We start from the raw sequence: 16,006 nt of genomic DNA, 5'->3' as shown, positions 1-16,006 counted from the left end.
CCCCCCGACGAGGGGGGCCCGTCTTCATGCCATCGGGCGGGGTCAGGCGAGAATGAAGGTCACCTCGACCTCGACGGGCGTGTCCAGCGGAAGCACCGCGACGCCGACGGCCGCGCGGGCGTGCTTGCCGGCATCGCCGAAGATCTCGCCCAGCACCTCACTAGCGCCGTTGATGACGCCGGGGTGGCCGGTGAAGGCGGGGTCGGATGCCACGAAGCCGCCGACCCGCAGCACGCCGGCGATGCGGTCGACACCGCCGGCCGCATCCGCTGCCGCCGCGAGGGCGTTCAGAGCGCAGGTGCGCGCGTAGCCCTTGGCCGCATCCGCATCGACCTCGGCGCCCACCTTGCCGGTAGCGGGCAACGCGCCCTCGATGAACGGCAGCTGGCCGGACGTGTAGACAAGACCGTTGTGCACGACGGCGGGGACGTACGCCGCGACGGGGGCGGCGACGGCGGGCAGCTCGATGCCGAGCTCTTCCAGGCGGGCGGCGATGCTCACTGCTGCTCCCCCTCGAACTGACGGGCGGCTTCGGCCGCGGCGGCGAGGCCGGAGTTGGCGGCGGCCTGGTGCGACACCGGCCGCTTGAAGTACGCGACGAGGCCGCCCTCGGGGCCCTGCACCACCTGCACCAGTTCCCAGCCCTGCTTGCCCCAGTTGTTGAGGATCGCAGCGGTGTTGTGGATCAGCAGCGGCGTGGTCAGATACTCCCACGTGGTCATGGCACTCCTGCGGGTCGACGACGACGGCATGCCGCGGTCGTGGCTTCTATTCAGGGAACTCCCCTACCATCAAGCGTATGCCTCAAACGAAACGTACGGTGAAGGGCGTGCTCGGCGGTCTGTTGGGCCTGGTCGGCCTCAGCGCCGTCGCCGGCGTGCTGGCCACAGCCGCCGTGACCCCCGCCATCGCCATCGCCGGTGTCACAGGTTCCCAGGCGCTGTCGATCTTCGACGAGCTGCCCAACAGCCTTACGCCCGGCACCCCGATGGAGCCGACCGTCTTCTACGGCACGGGAGAGAACGGCAAGCCGTTCCAGCTGGCGAAGTTCTACGACCAGAACCGCGTGCCGGTGACGTTCGAGCAGGTTTCGCCGCTGCTGTACGACGCGATCCTGTCGAGTGAGGACAAGAACTTCTATTCGCACGGCGGTGTGAATCTCGGCGCCACGGCGAGTGCGCTGCTGGATTATGTGAAGGGCACGTCGTCTCGCGGCGCGTCGACGATCAGCCAGCAGTTCGTCAAGAACGTGCTGATCCAGGAGTGCGAGAAGGACGCCTCGCCGTCCGACGAGAACTACCAGGCGAAGCTCACCGCGTGCTGGACTGAGGCGACCGAGGCCTCAGGGGCCGAGGGCATCGAGCGCAAGCTGCAGGAGATGCGCTACGCCATCCAGATCGAGAAGGACTACTCGAAGAACGACATCCTGCTCGGCTACCTGAACATCGCCAACTTCGGCGGTCAGACGTACGGCATCGAGGCCGCGTCGAACTACTACTTCGGCACCTCGGCCGCGAAGCTCAACCTGAACCAGGCGGCGACCCTCGCCGGAATCGTGCAGAACCCCAACCGGTTCCGGATCGACAAGAAGGACGGTTCCTGGACCAAGAACGGCGAGCCGAGCAACAGCGAGGCCGACGGCTACGCCGACACGAAGTTCCGACGCGACTACGTGCTGAATCGCATGCGCATCGACGGCAAGATCACCCAGGAGCAGTACGACGCGGCGCTCGCGGAACCGATCACCCCGAAGATCACCCCCACGACGCAGGGCTGCGCTGCCGCCGGTGACCAGGCCTACTTCTGCCAGTACGTCCGGTCGATCGTCGAGAACGACAAGGCGTTCGGCGAGACCGACGCCGATCGCCAGGAGACGCTGAAGCGCGGCGGCCTGCAGATCTACACCTCGCTGGACATGCGCGTTCAGCGGCCTGGTGTGGAAGCGATGCGGGAGCGCGCGCCTCAGTACGTCGACGGGCACATCTTCGGCGCTTCGGGCGTCACCCTCCAGGCTGACACCGGTCGCGTGCTCGCGATCGTGCAGAACACGAAGTTCAAGGAGAGCTCCAACGCAGACAAGACCAAGGGCGAGACGGGCCTGGTCTATGCCGCCGACAAGAATCACGGAAACTCCACGGGCATGCCCGTCGGCTCGACCTACAAGGTGTTCACGCTGCTCGATTGGCTCGAGAAGGGCCACTCTCTGAACGAGCGCCTCGATGGCCGAATGCGGGTGTTCCGCAACTTCACGTCCTGCGGAGCCCCCTTCCTCAACAACGACGAGATCGCGAACTTCGGCAACAACCGCGGCTACTACGGAACACCGGCGAGCTTCACGAAGGCGTCGCTGAACACCGGGTTCCTCGCTATGGCGAGTCAGCTCGATCTCTGCGACATCAACAAGGTCGCCGCGCGCATGGGCGTGCATTACGGCAACATGACCCCGATCACCGGTGCCGCTGACCGCGAGAACAAGCAGAAGCACAACTGGCCGTACGAGAGCACCCTCGGCAGCAAGTACATCGCCCCGATCCAGATGGCCGGCGTGTACGCCACCATCGCCAACAAGGGCGTCTACTGCACGCCGAAGGCGATCGACAAGATCGTGGGCACCGACGGCAAGGAGATGAAGCTGCCCGAGTCGTCTTGCAGCCAGGTGATCTCGCCCGAGGTCGCCGCGACCGCCGCCTACGCCCTGCAGGGCGTCATGGTGAACGGCGGTACCGGCACCGCAGGCAATCCGTTCGACGGCACTCCGCTGATCGGTAAGACGGGTACCCACCAGGAATGGGCGACGGCGATGGCCGAGTCGAGCACGAAGGCCGCGACTTTCGTCTTCGCCGGCCGGATGGAAGGGAACGAGAGCTTCAGCCTGTCGAGGACGTGGATCAACGGCACCCAGCTGAACCAGGTGCGCTTCTACGTGGCCAAGGCGCTGCAAGGAGCGGCGAACCAGGCGTACGGCGGCGACCGCTTCCCCGAGCCCGACCGCAACCTGACCCGTCAGGTTCTCAAGGACCTGCCCGACGTCGTCGGCAAGTCTGTCGAGGAGGCGACGGGCATCCTCGAAGGTGCCGGTTTCTCGGTGCAGGTGGGTGACCCCGTCGACAGCACGGTCGGTGCGGGCCTGATCGCCGAGCAGACGCCGGGCGCCGGTAAGGCTCCTGCGGGTACGACGGTCACAATCGTCCCGAGCACGGGGAAGGCCCCTGCGACGGCGGTGCCGAACGTGACCGGCGCGAAATTCTCACAGGCGGAGAAGGCGCTGACGGGGGCCGGTTTCAAGGTGGCGCACGACGAGTGCAAGGGCGGAGACACGGTGACCGCTCAGAACCCGTCCGGCGAAGCCGCCCCAGGGGCGACCATCACGTTGACCTGTGAGAAGGAAGACGATTGACCGTCACCCGGTCAGCGCACCCGGCCCTCATCGCGCTCGGCGCGGTGGGGGCCGCGGGCGCAGCGGCCGCGATCTGGGGCATAGGAATCGAGCGGTACCTCTTCACGGTTCGCGAGGTCTCGGCGCCCGCCCTCGCCCCCGGCAGCGCGCCGATCCGCGTGCTGCACATCTCGGATGCGCACATGGCTCCGTGGCAGCGTCGCAAGCAGGAGTGGCTGGCGTCACTCGCCGAGCTCGAGCCCGACCTGGTCGTGAACACGGGTGACAACCTCGGACATGTAGAGGGGCTCGCCGGCATCCGCCGGGCGTTCGCGCCGCTCGCCGGCATCCCCGGTGTGTTCGTGCACGGCTCGAACGATCTGACCGCGCCCGCGCCGCGAAACCCCCTGCTCTATTTCGCCGGTCCGTCGCAGCGGGTCAGAAGCGGGCAGTCGCTCGACACCGACGCCATGGATGCGTTCTTCACGGATGAGCTGGGCTGGGCCGACCTGAACAACGCGGCCGTGCGCTTGCAGGTGGCGGGGTCGACAATCGACTTCTTCGGGGTCGATGACGCGCACCGGGATTGGGACGACCTCGAGGTCCTGCCCTCTGCGCTCGAGAAGCTCGGGCCTCGCCCCGAGGGAACGTCCTCGATCGGTGTGACCCATGCGCCGTACCAGCGCGTGCTGAACGGCTTCGTCGATCTGGGCGCCGATGCGATCTTCGGCGGCCACACGCATGGCGGGCAGGTCTGCCTGCCCGGTTTCGGGGCGCTCGTCGCCAACTGCGACATCCCCCTGAAGCAGGCGAAGGGTCTGAGCGAGTGGTCGCACTTCGGCCGCTCGGTTCCACTGAACGTGAGCGCCGGCTGCGGGCATTCGATCTACGCGCCGGTGCGCTTCGCCTGCCGCCCTGAGGCGACTCTGCTGACGCTGACCGCGCGCTCCTGACCGGCCGCGGCCGCCGCGCCCCGCCCCGCCCTCGATTCGGTGCTCGACCGCGGAGCATGTAGACTTGAACGGTTGCCACGGGGTGTGGCGCAGCTTGGTAGCGCGCTTCGTTCGGGACGAAGAGGCCGCAGGTTCAAATCCTGTCACCCCGACAGCATGCGAAAAAGGAGGGGATCCGCCGGAAGCGGATCCCCTCCTTTTTCGTATGCCCGAGGATGTCAGCCGGGCCCCGCGGCCGGAGGAACCGGCGGCGCGCGGAGTGGTCGTGGGGACGCACCCCCTCTCCCCCTCCCCTCACAGCCCCCTCGACTATCCTTATAACCACCATGACTGCACCTCGCCTGGTCGCCTTCGACCTCGACGACACACTGGCGCCCTCGAAGGGCCGCATCGACGACCGCATCGCCGACCTTCTGATCGCTCTTCTGCAGCGCGTCGACGTCGCCGTGATCTCAGGGGGCAACGAGGAGCAGTTCCGCACGCAGGTGATCTCGCGTCTCGGCGCTGCCACGGCATCCGATCTGGCCCGCCTGCACCTGCTGCCCACCTGCGGCACGCGCTACCTGCGCCATGACGGCTCCGACTTCGCCCCCGTATATGCCCATGACCTCTCGGACGACGAGAAGGATGCGGCGATGACGGCACTGCGTGAGGAGGCGGTCCACCTGGGCCTGTGGGAGGCGCAGCCGTGGGGCGAGATCCTCGAGGACCGCGGTTCGCAGATCACCTTCTCGGCGCTGGGACAGCAGGCGCCGCGCGATGCGAAGCACGCCTGGGATCCGGATGGGGCGAAGCGCGCGGCTTTGCGCGACGCCGTGGCGGCCCGGCTGCCCGGTCTGGAGGTGCGATCCGGCGGATCGACCTCCATCGACATCACTCGCGCGGGCATCGACAAGGCGTTCGGCATGCGCGAGCTGACCGCCCACACCGGCATCCCGCTTGCGGAGATGCTCTTCTACGGCGACCGTCTCGATGAGGGCGGCAACGACTACCCCGTCCTCGCGATCGGCGTGCCCTCGGTGGCCGTCGAGGGCTGGGAGGACACGGCTGACAAGCTCGACGCGCTGCTGGAGACGCTGCCGGCGCCGGTCATCCGCTGACCGCATCCACGTCGCCGGAACAGGCGATCCCGCGAGAGCAGGAAGATCCACCCGGAAACGTCCTGTTCCGGGTGGATCTCCTGTTCTCGGCGAGATGCCGACAGACGCTCAGCGCGCGGCGACCTCGGCGGCCGCACCGGCGACGGGGACGAGTCGTGCGAGCTGGGTGACGTGCTTCGGCTCGAGCTCGGCCAGCGACGAGACGCCGAGCAGGCGCATGGTGCGCTCGATCTCGGCGCGCAGGATGGCGATCGTGCGGTCGACGCCCTGACGGCCGCCCGCCATCAGGCCGTAGAGGTAGGCGCGGCCGATCAGCGTGAAGTCGGCGCCGAGGGCGACGGATGCCACGATGTCGGCGCCGTTCATGATGCCGGTGTCGATCATGACGGTGAAATCGTCGCCGACCTCCTTGCGCACGTGCGGGAGCAGGTGGAACGGGATGGGGGCGCGGTCGAGCTGACGCCCGCCGTGGTTCGACAGGATGATGCCGTCGACGCCGGCGTCCTTCAGGCGCACCGAGTCCTCGACGTTCTGCACGCCCTTGATCACGATCTTGCCCGGCCAGATGTCGCGGATGACCGCGAGATCCTCGTAGCTGATCGTGGGGTCCATGGCTGCGTCGAGCAGTTCGCCCACCGTGCCGCCCGTGGTGCTCAGCGACGCGAATTCGAGCTTCGGCGTGGTGAGGAAGTCGAACCACCACCACGGGCGCGGGATGGCGTTGATGATGGTGCCGAGGGTGAGCTGCGGCGGGATCGAGAAGCCGTTGCGCTTGTCGCGAAGGCGGGCGCCGGCCACAGGTGTGTCGACGGTGAACTGCAGCGTGTCGAAGCCGGCCGCCGCCGCTCGACGCGCCAGCTCGTAGGAGATCTCGCGGTCGCGCATGACGTACAGCTGGAACCAGTTGCGCCCGTGCGGGTTCGCCTCCTTGACGCCCTCGATCGACGTGGTGCCGAGGGTCGACAGGGTGAACGGGATGCCGGCAGCGGCGGCGGCGCCGGCGCCGGCTACCTCTCCCTCGGTCTGCATGAGGCGCGTGAACCCGGTCGGGGCGATGCCGAAAGGCAGAGCGCTCGGGCCGTCGAGGATGTCGACCGTGGTGTCGACGTCGGGTGCGGGCTTGAGGATGCCGGGGTGGAACTCCACGTCCTCGAAGGCCTGTCGGGCGCGGGACAGCGACAGCTCGCCCTCGGCGGCGCCGTCGGTGTAGTCGAAGGCGGCCTTCGGGGTGCGGCGCTTCGCGATGGTGCGCAGATCGGCGATCGTGAGGGCCGCGTCGAGCCTGCGCTTCCTCCCGTTCAGTTCGGGTGCCTTGAACTTCATCAGCTCGAAGATCTCGGCGGGCTTGGGCAGCTGACGCTGGACCATGCGTGTTCCTCTCGTTCGGAGCCCGTGACCGGGCGTGTGGTTCAGTCGGCGATCACGGCACGGCCGTCGGGCACGAGCCCGGCCGAGCGGTAGTAGCCGGTGATGTGGTCGTGCACGAGCGTGCGCGCCGCGCCAGGCAGGCCCTTGCGGATGGCGCCGACGATGGCGCGGTGCTCGCTGCGCAGTCCCTCGGCCATCGCCGCCCAGTCCTCGACGCGCGCGGCGCCCTCGAGCACGTAGGACTCGATCGATGTGCGCAGCCCCGCCATCATCGCGGTGATCACCGTGTTGCCCGACGCCTCGGCGAGCGCATAGTGCAGCTGCGCATCGAGGGCCAGGAACTCCTCCGCCGTGAGGGCGTCGTCGTCCATGACGTCGAGGATGCGGTGGACGGCGTCGAGGTCGCACTCGGGATCGGCGGCGAGGGATGCGGCGACGGCATCCTCCAGCACCAGGCGGGTCTGTACGACGTCCGCCAGCGGGAAGCCCTGCGCGGCGACCTGCAGGCGCAGCAGGGCCGACATGCCGCCCGAGGGCGTGGCGATGACGATCGCTCCCGCCTGCGGCCCCGAGCCCGTCGCGGTGCGGATCAGTCCCATCACCTCGAGCACACGCAGAGCCTCGCGAACGCTGGATCGTCCGACGCCGAGGTCTGCGGCGAGGTCGCGTTCAGACGGCAGCCGGTCACCGGGACCGAGTACGCCGTCGAGAAGGTCGCGTTCGATGCGCTCCAGAACGGTTCGCCAGGCGCGCGTCGTAGGCTGCGGCATCCGTCCTCCTGTGGTCTGACCACAGATTATCACCTCCCTTCCACGGGGACGAAACGCTCTTCTTGGGCAGCGAGGGCGAAGGGATGCCCCGAAACGAGCATCGGGAGGGGCGCCGCGAAGCGGGAAGGGAACGGGCTCTGCGGGCGGCGGAAACATGCCGTAGCCCGGAGAACGTCGTCCAGAGATCGCCGGCGTGACGACCTCAGCCCAGGCGGCCGCCGGACTCCTCGAGATAGCAGTTGCCGCACAGCGACTCGTACGTGGTGACGAGCTCATCGCCGGCTCCGTCGATCGCGACCTGGTCGCCGTCGAACACGAACCGGCCGCCGATGATCCGCCCGTTGAACACGGCCTTGCGACCGCAGCGGCAGATGGTCTTCAACTCCTCGAGCGAATGTGCGATCGCCAGCAGACGCGCGGAGCCGGGGAAGGCCTGAGTGCGGAAGTCGTTGCGGATTCCGTAGGCCATCACCGGGATGCCGTCGAGCACCGCGATGCGGAAAAGGTCGTCGATCTGCTCCGCGGAGAGGAACTGCGCCTCGTCGATGAGCAGGCAGGCGACGTCGACCGGCTCGCTGGGGAGCAGTTCGTCCTGAGCCTCGTTGCGCACCCGCTCACGCTCACGCAGGAACATCGCGCGCGCATCGTCGTCGGAGCCGATGAGGAAGTCGACGTCGCGCGTCATCCCGAGCCTGCTCTCGATCTGCGAGGCGCCCTTCGTGTCGATCTCCGGCTTGGCGAGCAGCACGCGCTGACCGCGCTCCTCATAGTTGTAGGCAGCCTGCAGCAGCGCGGTCGACTTGCCGGAGTTCATCGCGCCGTAGCGGAAGTACAGCTTCGCCACGGTCGCCCCGTCAGGCCGTGAGGGAGAGTGCGGATGCCGTGGCGCTCATCGACTGCTCGGCCGCATCGGCGTCTTCGTTGAGGTTCTCGCCCATGGTGGGAATGAGCTCGCGCAGCGTCGGCTCCCAGCCGGCGTACTGCTCCGGGAAGCAGCGGCGCAGCAGCCCGAGCATGATCGGCACCGCGGTGGATGCTCCGGGCGACGCGCCGAGCAGTCCGGCGATCGTGCCGTCCTGAGAGGTGATCACCTCGGTGCCGAACTGCAGGATGCCGCCCTTCTCAGGGTCCTTCTTCATCACCTGGGCGCGCTGGCCGGCCTGGATGATCGTCCAGTCCTCGTCCTTCGCGGTCGGCATGAAGGTGCGCAGGCTGTCGACCTTCTTGGCGTGGTTCTTGAGCAGCTCGCCGACCAGGTAGGTGATGAGGTCGGGGTTCGCGAAGGCGACCCGCAGCATCGGCCACAGGTTGTGCGGGCGCACCTGCGTCACGAGGTCGAGCATGGAGCCGTGCTTCAGGAACTTGGGGCTGAAAGTCGCGAACGGTCCGAACAGCAGCGACGACTCTCCGTCGACGACGCGCGCATCGAGGTGCGGCACCGACATGGGCGGAGCGCCCACGGAGGCCTGCGAGTACACCTTGGCCTTGTGCTGCGCCACGACAGCCGGATTCGTCGTCTTGAGGAACTGCCCGCCGATGGGGAAGACACCGTAGCCCTTGATCTCGGGGATGCCGCTGTTCTGCAGCAGCTTGAGCGCCCAGCCGCCGGCACCCACGAACACGAAGCGGGCCTTGACCTCACCGGGAGTGCGACCGACGGTGTGGCGGTACTTGACCAGCCAGCTGCCGTCCTTCTGGCGCTTCAAGGAGCGCACCTCGTGCTCGGTGCGCACCTGGGCACCCGAGTTCGCGAGGTGATCGAACAGCTGGTGCGTGAGAGCACCGAAGTCGACGTCGGTCCCGGAGGGCACGCGCGTGGCGGCGAACGGCTCGCCCTTGCGCCGCTTCTGCATGAGCAGTGGGGCCCACTTGTTGATGACGCGGGAATCCTCGCTGTACTCGATGCCCTCGAACAGCGGCTGCTGCTTGAGGATCTCGTAGCGGGCCTTCAGGTACGCGACATCCTTCTCGCCGCGCACGAACGTCATGTGCGGTGTGGAGTTGATGAAGGTCGAGGGAGCATCCAGCACACCGCGCTCGACCAGCGACGACCAGAATTGACGGCTCTGCTGGAACTGCTCGTTGATCGACACGGCCTTCGCAGGATCGAGCGAGCCGTCCTTGCCCTGCGGCATGTAGTTCAGCTCGCACAGTGCGGCGTGCCCCGTGCCCGCGTTGTTCCACGGGTTGGAGCTCTCCTGACCCACGTCGCTGAGCCGCTCGAAGGCGACGATCTTCCAGTCCGGCTGCAGCTCGCGCAGCAGCGTTCCCAGCGTGGCGGACATGATGCCACCACCGATCAGCACGACGTCGACGGATTCAGTCACCCGACCAGTCTAGTTCGCCTGGGCTGCCCTCCCGGACACGCCCGGGCCCCTGTGACGGGCGCTCTGACGGGCTCAGGCCGGCACGGAGGCGAGGCGCTCGGCGAGCAGCTCGGCGATCTGTACCGCGTTCAGGGCAGCGCCCTTTCGCAGGTTGTCGTTGCTGATGAACAGCACGAGGCCCTTGCCCTCGGGGGCGGACTGATCGGCACGGATCCGTCCGACGAAGCTCGGGTCCTTGCCCGCGGCCTGCAGAGGGGTCGGCACCTCTTCGACGACGACACCGGGTGCCGCCGCGAGGACCTCTCGCGCCCGCTCGGGCGTGATGTCGTTCGCGAACTCGACGTTGATCGACAGCGAGTGACCGGTGAACACGGGCACGCGCACACAGGTGCCCGCCACGCGCAGGTCGGGCAGGCCGAGGATCTTTCGGCTCTCGTTGCGGAGTTTCTTCTCCTCGTCCGTCTCGTTCTCGCCGTCGTCGACCACCGATCCGGCCAGCGGGATGACGTCGAACGCGATGGGTGCGACGTACTTCGCGGGCTCGGGGAACTCGACGGCGGAACCGTCATGCACCAGGCGCAGCGTGTCGCCCTGGGAGAGCACGCCCTCGACCTGCCCGAGCAGCTCCTGGGCCCCGGCCAGGCCCGATCCTGAGACGGCCTGGTAGGTCGAAACGATGAGGCGCTCGAGTCCGGCCTCGGCGTGCAGCGCCTTCAGGACGGGCATGGCGGCCATGGTGGTGCAGTTCGGGTTCGCGATGATGCCGCGGGGACGCACGTCGACGGCATCCGGATTGACCTCGCTGACGACCAGCGGCACCTCCGGGTCCATCCGCCACGCGCTGGAGTTGTCGACCACCACGGCGCCTGCGTCGGCGAACCTCGGAGCGTACGCACGGCTGGCGGTCGCACCTGCCGAGAACAGCGCGATGTCGATGCCGGACGCGTCTGCCGTCTCCACGTCCTCCACGATCACGGGCGTGCCGGCGAACTCGATGGAGGTCCCGGCAGAGCGCGCCGATGCGAACAGGCGCAGCTCGCGGATCGGAAACGATCGCTCGGCGAGAATCTCGCGCATCACAGTGCCCACCTGTCCGGTGGCGCCAACGATGGCGACGGAGAGTCCTGAGTCGGAGATACGGGTCATGGGGGATCCTTGGCGTGGAGACGGTGCACCAGGCTCGGCCCCGGGTCGCGGATGCTTCGCCCGGCGCCGATGTCAGGGTTGCGGTGAGTCTACCCCGTGGCCGTGGGGTCGAGCTGCGAGATGTCTCCCTCCGCGGGACGCGTGCGGTCGATCCCGCCGCCCGCCGGAGTGACGGATGCCGCTCGGTCGATGCGGATGCCAGTGGGTCAGCGACCGGTGCCGGCGTGCACGATCGCCTCGATCTCGCTGTCGAGACCGTAGGCGGCGTGCACGGCACGGGCGGCCTCGGCGAGGTCGTCGCCGCGCAGCACCACCGAGATGCGGATCTCGGAGGTGGAGATCATCTCGATGTTGATGCCGCCCTCGCTGAGCGCCTCGAACAGCGTCGCCGAGACGCCGGAGTGCGTGCGCATTCCCGCACCGACGACGGAGAGCTTGCCGATCTGATCGTCATGCAGCAGGTTCTCGAAGCCGATGCGGGCCTTCTCACCGGCGAGCGCCTTGAGAGCGGTGGCCGCGTCGGCCTTGGGGAGGGTGAAGGAGATGTCGGTGCGACCGGTAGATGCCGCCGACACGTTCTGCACGATCATGTCCACATTGGCACCGGACTTCGCCACGACGGTGAAGATCTCGGCCGCTTTGCCGGGAACGTCCGGCACGCCGGAGACGGTGATCTTGGCCTGGGTGAGGTCGGTGGCGACGCCGGCGACGATCGGTTCTTCCATGACTGCTCCCTCGGTTTCACGGGGGGACCTCTGCCCCTCGCCCAGAACGTAGGTGCCCTCGACCGATGAGAAGGTCGAGCGGGCGTGGATGAGCACGCCGTGGCGGCGGGCGTACTCGACGGCTCGGATGTACAGCACCTTGGCGCCGTTGGCCGCCAGCTCGAGCATCTCCTCGCTGGTGATGCTGTCGAGCTTGCGGGCGCGCGGGATCACACGCGGGTCGGCCGTGTAGATGCCGTCGACGTCGCTGTAGATCTCGCAGACATCGGCGTTGAGCGCGGCGGCGAGAGCGACGGCCGTGGTGTCGGAGCCACCGCGGCCGAGCGTGGTGATGTCGCGGGTGTCGCGGTTGAAGCCCTGGAAGCCCGCGACGATGACGATCGCGCCCTCATCGAGCGCCTCACGAAGGCGCACCGGTGTGACGTCCACGATGCGTGCGGCTCCGTGCTTGGCGTCGGTGATCATGCCGGCCTGGCTTCCGGTGAAGGAACGCGCCTCGAACCCCATCGAGTGGATCGCCATCGCCAGCAGCGCCATCGAGATGCGCTCCCCGCTGGAGAGCAGCATGTCGAGCTCGCGCGGCGCGGGGATGGGTGCGACCTCGTTCGCCAGGTCGAGGAGCTCGTCGGTGGTGTCGCCCATCGCGCTCACTGCCACCACGACGTCGTGCCCGGCGCGGCGCGTGTCGACGATGCGCTTAGCGACGCGCTTGATGCTCTCGGCGTCGGCGACGGACGAGCCGCCGTACTTCTGCACGATCAGGGCCACGTTCACTCCTGAGTTCGAAGGGCGCAGTGTCGTCGGGCGGATCCGCCCACGCACATTCTACGGACGAGCCTCATGCGGTCCGGCGCATGTGACGGCGACCCCGCGACTCGCGCGGGACTTCGGTGGTGCTGTCAGCGACGCCCATCGAGGTCGGGAGTCGCGCCCTCGGAGACGATCGCCTCGGCCGTCTCGGGCGTCGTCACGGGCCCCGTGGTGAGATCGGGGGCGGATGCCCGGGGCCTGAGCCTCCCGCCGGTGGCGGCGAGCCAGCATCCGATCAGCACGATCGGGAAGCCGATGAGCAGGCCGGGCGTGACGGGCTCGGCCAGCACGATGGTGCCGAGCACGACGGCGACGATGGGGTTGACGTAGGTGAACAGCGGCGCACGCACCGGACCCACCTCGCGGATGAGCGCGAAGAAGGCGACGAACGCCAGCGCCGTGCAGACCACGCCGAGCAGCCCGAGCGAGACGGTGGAGCGCAGTGTCGGGACCTCGTGCTGGGTGAGCAGGGCGACGGGCAGGTAGGCGAGCCCGATCGCGAACAGGGCGAGGGTGATCGTGCCGATGGAGGGCACGTCCTTCAGCTTGTGGGCGATGATGAACGGCGCGATCGCGTACATCAGCGCGGTGAGCATGATCTCGCCGATCGCGACGAGGCTGCCGGCGCCGTGCGGGAAGAGTCCGGGGCCGGCGACGACGACGGCGACGCCGGCGAATCCCAGCAGCAGCCCGCCCAGCCGCACCGGGGCGAGGGCGGTGCGGTCGCCCCGCAGCAGGGCGATGAGCACCGCGAAGAGCGGCACGGTGGCGACGAGCAGCCCAGTGATTCCGGAGGGCAACTGGGTCTCGGCGTGGCTGAGCAGCAGGAAGGGCCCTGCCATCTCCACCAGGCCGAAGGCGAGAACCCACGGCCAGTACTTCCACGCCGCTTTCAGCGCGCCGCTGCGGATCGCGAACGGGAGCAGGACGAGACCGCCGAGCAGGGTGCGTCCGGCGACGACCGCGGGCGGCGAGAAGGATTCGACCGCCTCTTTGATGAAGAGATAGGTGATCCCCCAGACGAACGCCATGATGGCGAAGAGGATCCAGCCCTTGCGGGTGAAGCCGGCGTGCACCGCGCTCACAGCCGTCGACGCCCTTCGAAGGCGCGCCCGAGGGTGACCTCGTCGGCGTACTCCAGATCGCCGCCCACGGGCAGGCCGGACGCGAGCCGCGACACCGCGATCTGCATGCTGGTGAGCAGCCGGCTCAGGTAGCTCGCGGTGGCCTCGCCCTCGAGGTTCGGGTTGGTGGCGAGGATCACCTCCTGCACAGTGCCGTCGGCGAGCCGGGACATGAGCTGCGCGATGCGCAGGTCGTCAGGGCCGACGCCGGCGATGGGGCTGATGGCGCCGCCCAGCACGTGGTAGAGACCCCGGAACTCGCGAGTGCGCTCGATCGCGGCGACATCCTTCGCGTCTTCGACGACGCAGATCAGCTCGGGGTTGCGGCGCGGATCGCGGCAGATCGCGCAGCGATCCTGCTCGGAGACGTTGCCGCACACCTCGCAGAACCGCACGCGGGCACGCACGTCGGTGAGCAGCTCGGCGAGCCGCGCCACGTCGAAGCTCGGGGTCTGCAGGATGTGGAAGGCGATGCGCTGCGCCGACTTCGGACCGATGCCGGGAAGCCTGCCGAACTCGTCGATCAGCTCCTGGACGATGCCGTCGTACATCAGTTGAACCTCGTCTGGGGCTGGTAGGGCTCTTCACGCAGGAAGGTGGCACCGAGCACCTGGCGCACGACGGCCTCGCCGTAGCGCTGCACGCCACCTGGTGCGGCGGAGCGAGCCGTCACGACCGGGGCGGCGGTCTGCGGGACCTCATGCGCGGAGGGGCTGTCGGACGCCTTCGGCTGTCGATCCTGGGACTGTGGCGTCGTGGGCCGCTTCGACGGCGCCGGCGGCTCGGGTCCGTCGTACAGCGGGTCGTAAGGCGGCTCGTCGTCGAACGGAGGGTAGTCGTCGATCGGCGGCACGTCGTCGACGGCGCCGTCGACCGGAGGCCGGGGCGCGGAAGCGGCGGCCTCGACCTCGGCGGGTTCCTCGTCGACCGGGAACTGCTGCGGAGGCGCGGTCATCGTCGCGGTCGGAGCGGGCGCTGGGGCGGAGGCCGGAATGGGCGCGACCGCCCATTCCGTGACGGCGGCCGATGCGGATCGTGAGGACCCCGAGCGCGCGGATGCAGCACCTGCCGAGTTCTGCTCGCCGAGCGGAGTGGCGCTCTGCATGGGGTTCGCCCACCCTGCAGCGGGCGAATCATCGACGCGCCCCCGGCCGGCGGTCGTGGTGGAGTCGCGTTGCGCGGCCCCGGCGGCCTGTTCGGACTTGGGATCGGGTGCAGGACGTGAGCCTGCCGGATCGCCCTGCGGGGGCGATGACGGGCCCGACGACGCCGTGCCTCCTCCCCCGCCGCCCGGCGGCAGCGGAGCGGGGCGGTACTTCACCCGTACACCCAGTTCCTGCTCGATGGCGGTGCGCAGATGATCGGACGTGCCTTCACCCGGCTTGGTGCCTTTGAATCGCGGGACATCGCTCGCGCTGGCGAAGCCGATGGTGAGGACTTCACTGTCGGGATCGTACGCGAGCGGCTGCACGCCGGTGACGATCAGCCACGACGGCCGGCTGATCGTCTCGAGCCGCTTCAGGACGGACGGCCACGCCTCGTTGATGCGGTCGATCGTCACCGGGCCCGAGTCCGCGGATGCCGGGGTGGAAACCTTCGCATCGCCGGCGCCGTCCTCGGCTGCACGGTCGGCGGCAGGTGCTGCCGATGCCTCAGGAGCGCTGCCGGACGACACCGCGGCGGACACGGCCGGGTCTGCGGGCGCGGCGGAATCCGGCTGCGTCGTCGAGCTCGGCGGCTCCGAGGTGTCTGCCTTCATCGCGGAACCCGCGTCGGCCGCTGCCGCGGGCGACGAAGCCGGGCGCGGGCTCGCGACGGGTGCGGGCGTCTGCGCCGGTGTCGGGGACGCCTGCGCCGTAGGCGGCGACGCCTGCGCCATTGAGGGTCGTCCAGCGGCCTGGGCGGCGCCGGACGGTCGGGCGCCGGCCTCCTGCGCACCGGTGCCAGGCGAGGGGGTGGCTGCGGAGGCGGCGAGCACGCGCGCGACCATCAGTTCGAGGTGCAGCCGCGGCGACGTCGCGCCGGTCATGTCGTCGAGTGCCTGACTGACCACGTCGGCGGTGCGCGAGAGGCGGGCAGCACCGAAGGCTGTCGCCTGACCGCGCATGCGCTGCAGTTCGTCTTCGGGCAGACCGCGCAGCACCGCCGATGCCCCGTCGCCGACGGCGGCGATGACGATCAGGTCGCGCATCCGCTCGAGGAGGTCGTCGACGAAGCGCCGCGGATCCTGCCCGGTCTGCACGACACGGTCGACCGCAGGGAACGCCGCAGCGGCGTCGCCGGCCGCGAGCGCGTCGACGATCTCGT

13 protein-coding genes, 1 tRNA gene and 1 pseudogene are annotated in these 16,006 nt (G+C 68.9%); 4 read left to right on the top strand and 11 right to left on the bottom strand.

Annotated elements, in window-relative coordinates:
* Nucleotides 1-42 precede the first annotated feature (42 nt).
* Nucleotides 43-501: a RidA family protein gene (locus RIN43_RS13490; RefSeq protein ID WP_309129442.1), complete on the bottom strand. Its 459-nt coding sequence runs from the start codon at nucleotides 499-501 to the stop codon at nucleotides 43-45.
* Entirely contained in the window at nucleotides 498-722 is a 225-nt protein-coding gene (locus RIN43_RS13485; protein WP_309129441.1) for a hypothetical protein, read from the bottom strand. The genes RIN43_RS13490 and RIN43_RS13485 overlap by 4 nt, the downstream gene beginning before the upstream one ends.
* A 77-nt stretch (nucleotides 723-799) precedes the next feature.
* On the opposite strand from RIN43_RS13485, the gene RIN43_RS13480 reads away from it, so the two are divergent.
* The 4 genes from RIN43_RS13480 (at nucleotide 800) to RIN43_RS13465 (ending at nucleotide 5,429) form a co-directional block, all read left to right on the top strand.
* Nucleotides 800-3,397 carry a transglycosylase domain-containing protein gene (locus RIN43_RS13480; RefSeq protein WP_309129440.1) on the top strand — a complete coding sequence of 866 codons (2,598 nt, stop codon included), beginning with the start codon at nucleotides 800-802 and terminating at the stop codon, nucleotides 3,395-3,397.
* Entirely contained in the window at nucleotides 3,394-4,329 is a 936-nt protein-coding gene (locus RIN43_RS13475; RefSeq protein ID WP_309129439.1) for a metallophosphoesterase, read from the top strand. The genes RIN43_RS13480 and RIN43_RS13475 overlap by 4 nt, the downstream gene beginning before the upstream one ends.
* A 78-nt stretch (nucleotides 4,330-4,407) precedes the next feature.
* A tRNA-Pro gene (locus RIN43_RS13470) sits at nucleotides 4,408-4,481 on the top strand.
* A 174-nt stretch (nucleotides 4,482-4,655) separates the two neighbouring features.
* Complete coding sequence (locus RIN43_RS13465) at nucleotides 4,656-5,429, top strand: HAD-IIB family hydrolase (protein WP_309129438.1); 774 nt, start codon at nucleotides 4,656-4,658, stop codon at nucleotides 5,427-5,429.
* A 108-nt stretch (nucleotides 5,430-5,537) separates the two neighbouring features.
* On the opposite strand, the gene RIN43_RS13460 is transcribed toward RIN43_RS13465, so the two are convergent.
* The 9 genes and pseudogenes from RIN43_RS13460 to RIN43_RS13420 form a co-directional block, all read right to left on the bottom strand.
* Complete coding sequence (locus RIN43_RS13460) at nucleotides 5,538-6,797, bottom strand: alpha-hydroxy acid oxidase (protein ID WP_309129437.1); 1,260 nt, start codon at nucleotides 6,795-6,797, stop codon at nucleotides 5,538-5,540.
* Between the two features lie 41 nt (nucleotides 6,798-6,838).
* Complete coding sequence (locus RIN43_RS13455) at nucleotides 6,839-7,567, bottom strand: GntR family transcriptional regulator (protein WP_309129436.1); 729 nt, start codon at nucleotides 7,565-7,567, stop codon at nucleotides 6,839-6,841.
* A 202-nt stretch (nucleotides 7,568-7,769) separates the two neighbouring features.
* Nucleotides 7,770-8,411: a thymidine kinase gene (locus RIN43_RS13450; protein ID WP_309129435.1), complete on the bottom strand. Its 642-nt coding sequence runs from the start codon at nucleotides 8,409-8,411 to the stop codon at nucleotides 7,770-7,772.
* A 10-nt stretch (nucleotides 8,412-8,421) separates the two neighbouring features.
* Complete coding sequence (locus RIN43_RS13445) at nucleotides 8,422-9,894, bottom strand: malate:quinone oxidoreductase (RefSeq protein ID WP_375163751.1); 1,473 nt, start codon at nucleotides 9,892-9,894, stop codon at nucleotides 8,422-8,424.
* A 72-nt stretch (nucleotides 9,895-9,966) separates the two neighbouring features.
* On the bottom strand, nucleotides 9,967-11,040 hold the full coding sequence (locus tag RIN43_RS13440) for an aspartate-semialdehyde dehydrogenase (protein WP_309129434.1): 1,074 nt from the start codon (nucleotides 11,038-11,040) through the stop codon (nucleotides 9,967-9,969).
* A 206-nt stretch (nucleotides 11,041-11,246) separates the two neighbouring features.
* Nucleotides 11,247-12,533 carry an aspartate kinase gene (locus RIN43_RS13435; RefSeq protein ID WP_309129433.1) on the bottom strand — a complete coding sequence of 429 codons (1,287 nt, stop codon included), beginning with the start codon at nucleotides 12,531-12,533 and terminating at the stop codon, nucleotides 11,247-11,249.
* A gap of 131 nt (nucleotides 12,534-12,664) precedes the next feature.
* Nucleotides 12,665-13,660, bottom strand: coding sequence for an EamA family transporter (locus tag RIN43_RS13430; RefSeq protein WP_309129432.1), 996 nt, complete (start codon nucleotides 13,658-13,660; stop codon nucleotides 12,665-12,667).
* Nucleotides 13,657-14,250, bottom strand: coding sequence for a recombination mediator RecR (gene recR / locus RIN43_RS13425; protein WP_309129431.1), 594 nt, complete (start codon nucleotides 14,248-14,250; stop codon nucleotides 13,657-13,659). Before recR ends, RIN43_RS13430 begins: the two co-directional genes overlap by 4 nt.
* Nucleotides 14,250-16,006 (bottom strand): annotated as a pseudogene (locus tag RIN43_RS13420) (DNA polymerase III subunit gamma and tau); the annotation flags it as partial. The pseudogene RIN43_RS13420 and the gene recR, both read right to left, overlap by 1 nt.

The organism is Microbacterium sp., assembly GCF_031178445.1.
GTDB lineage: Bacteria > Actinomycetota > Actinomycetes > Actinomycetales > Microbacteriaceae > Microbacterium.
The sequence above is the reverse complement of the archived record's forward strand: the minus strand, read 5'-3'. Positions and strand labels throughout refer to the sequence as shown.

Bases quoted from the DNA above. Each gene is read 5' to 3' on its own strand.
- RIN43_RS13485 (WP_309129441.1), bottom strand. From the start codon at position 722: ATGACCACGTGGGAGTATCTGACCACGCCGCTGCTGATCCACAACACC.
- RIN43_RS13480 (WP_309129440.1), top strand. From the start codon at position 800: ATGCCTCAAACGAAACGTACGGTGAAGGGCGTGCTCGGCGGTCTGTTG.
- RIN43_RS13465 (WP_309129438.1), top strand. From the start codon at position 4,656: ATGACTGCACCTCGCCTGGTCGCCTTCGACCTCGACGACACACTGGCG.
- RIN43_RS13460 (WP_309129437.1), bottom strand. From the start codon at position 6,797: ATGGTCCAGCGTCAGCTGCCCAAGCCCGCCGAGATCTTCGAGCTGATG.
- RIN43_RS13455 (WP_309129436.1), bottom strand. From the start codon at position 7,567: ATGCCGCAGCCTACGACGCGCGCCTGGCGAACCGTTCTGGAGCGCATC.
- RIN43_RS13440 (WP_309129434.1), bottom strand. From the start codon at position 11,040: ATGACCCGTATCTCCGACTCAGGACTCTCCGTCGCCATCGTTGGCGCC.
- recR (WP_309129431.1), bottom strand. From the start codon at position 14,250: ATGTACGACGGCATCGTCCAGGAGCTGATCGACGAGTTCGGCAGGCTT.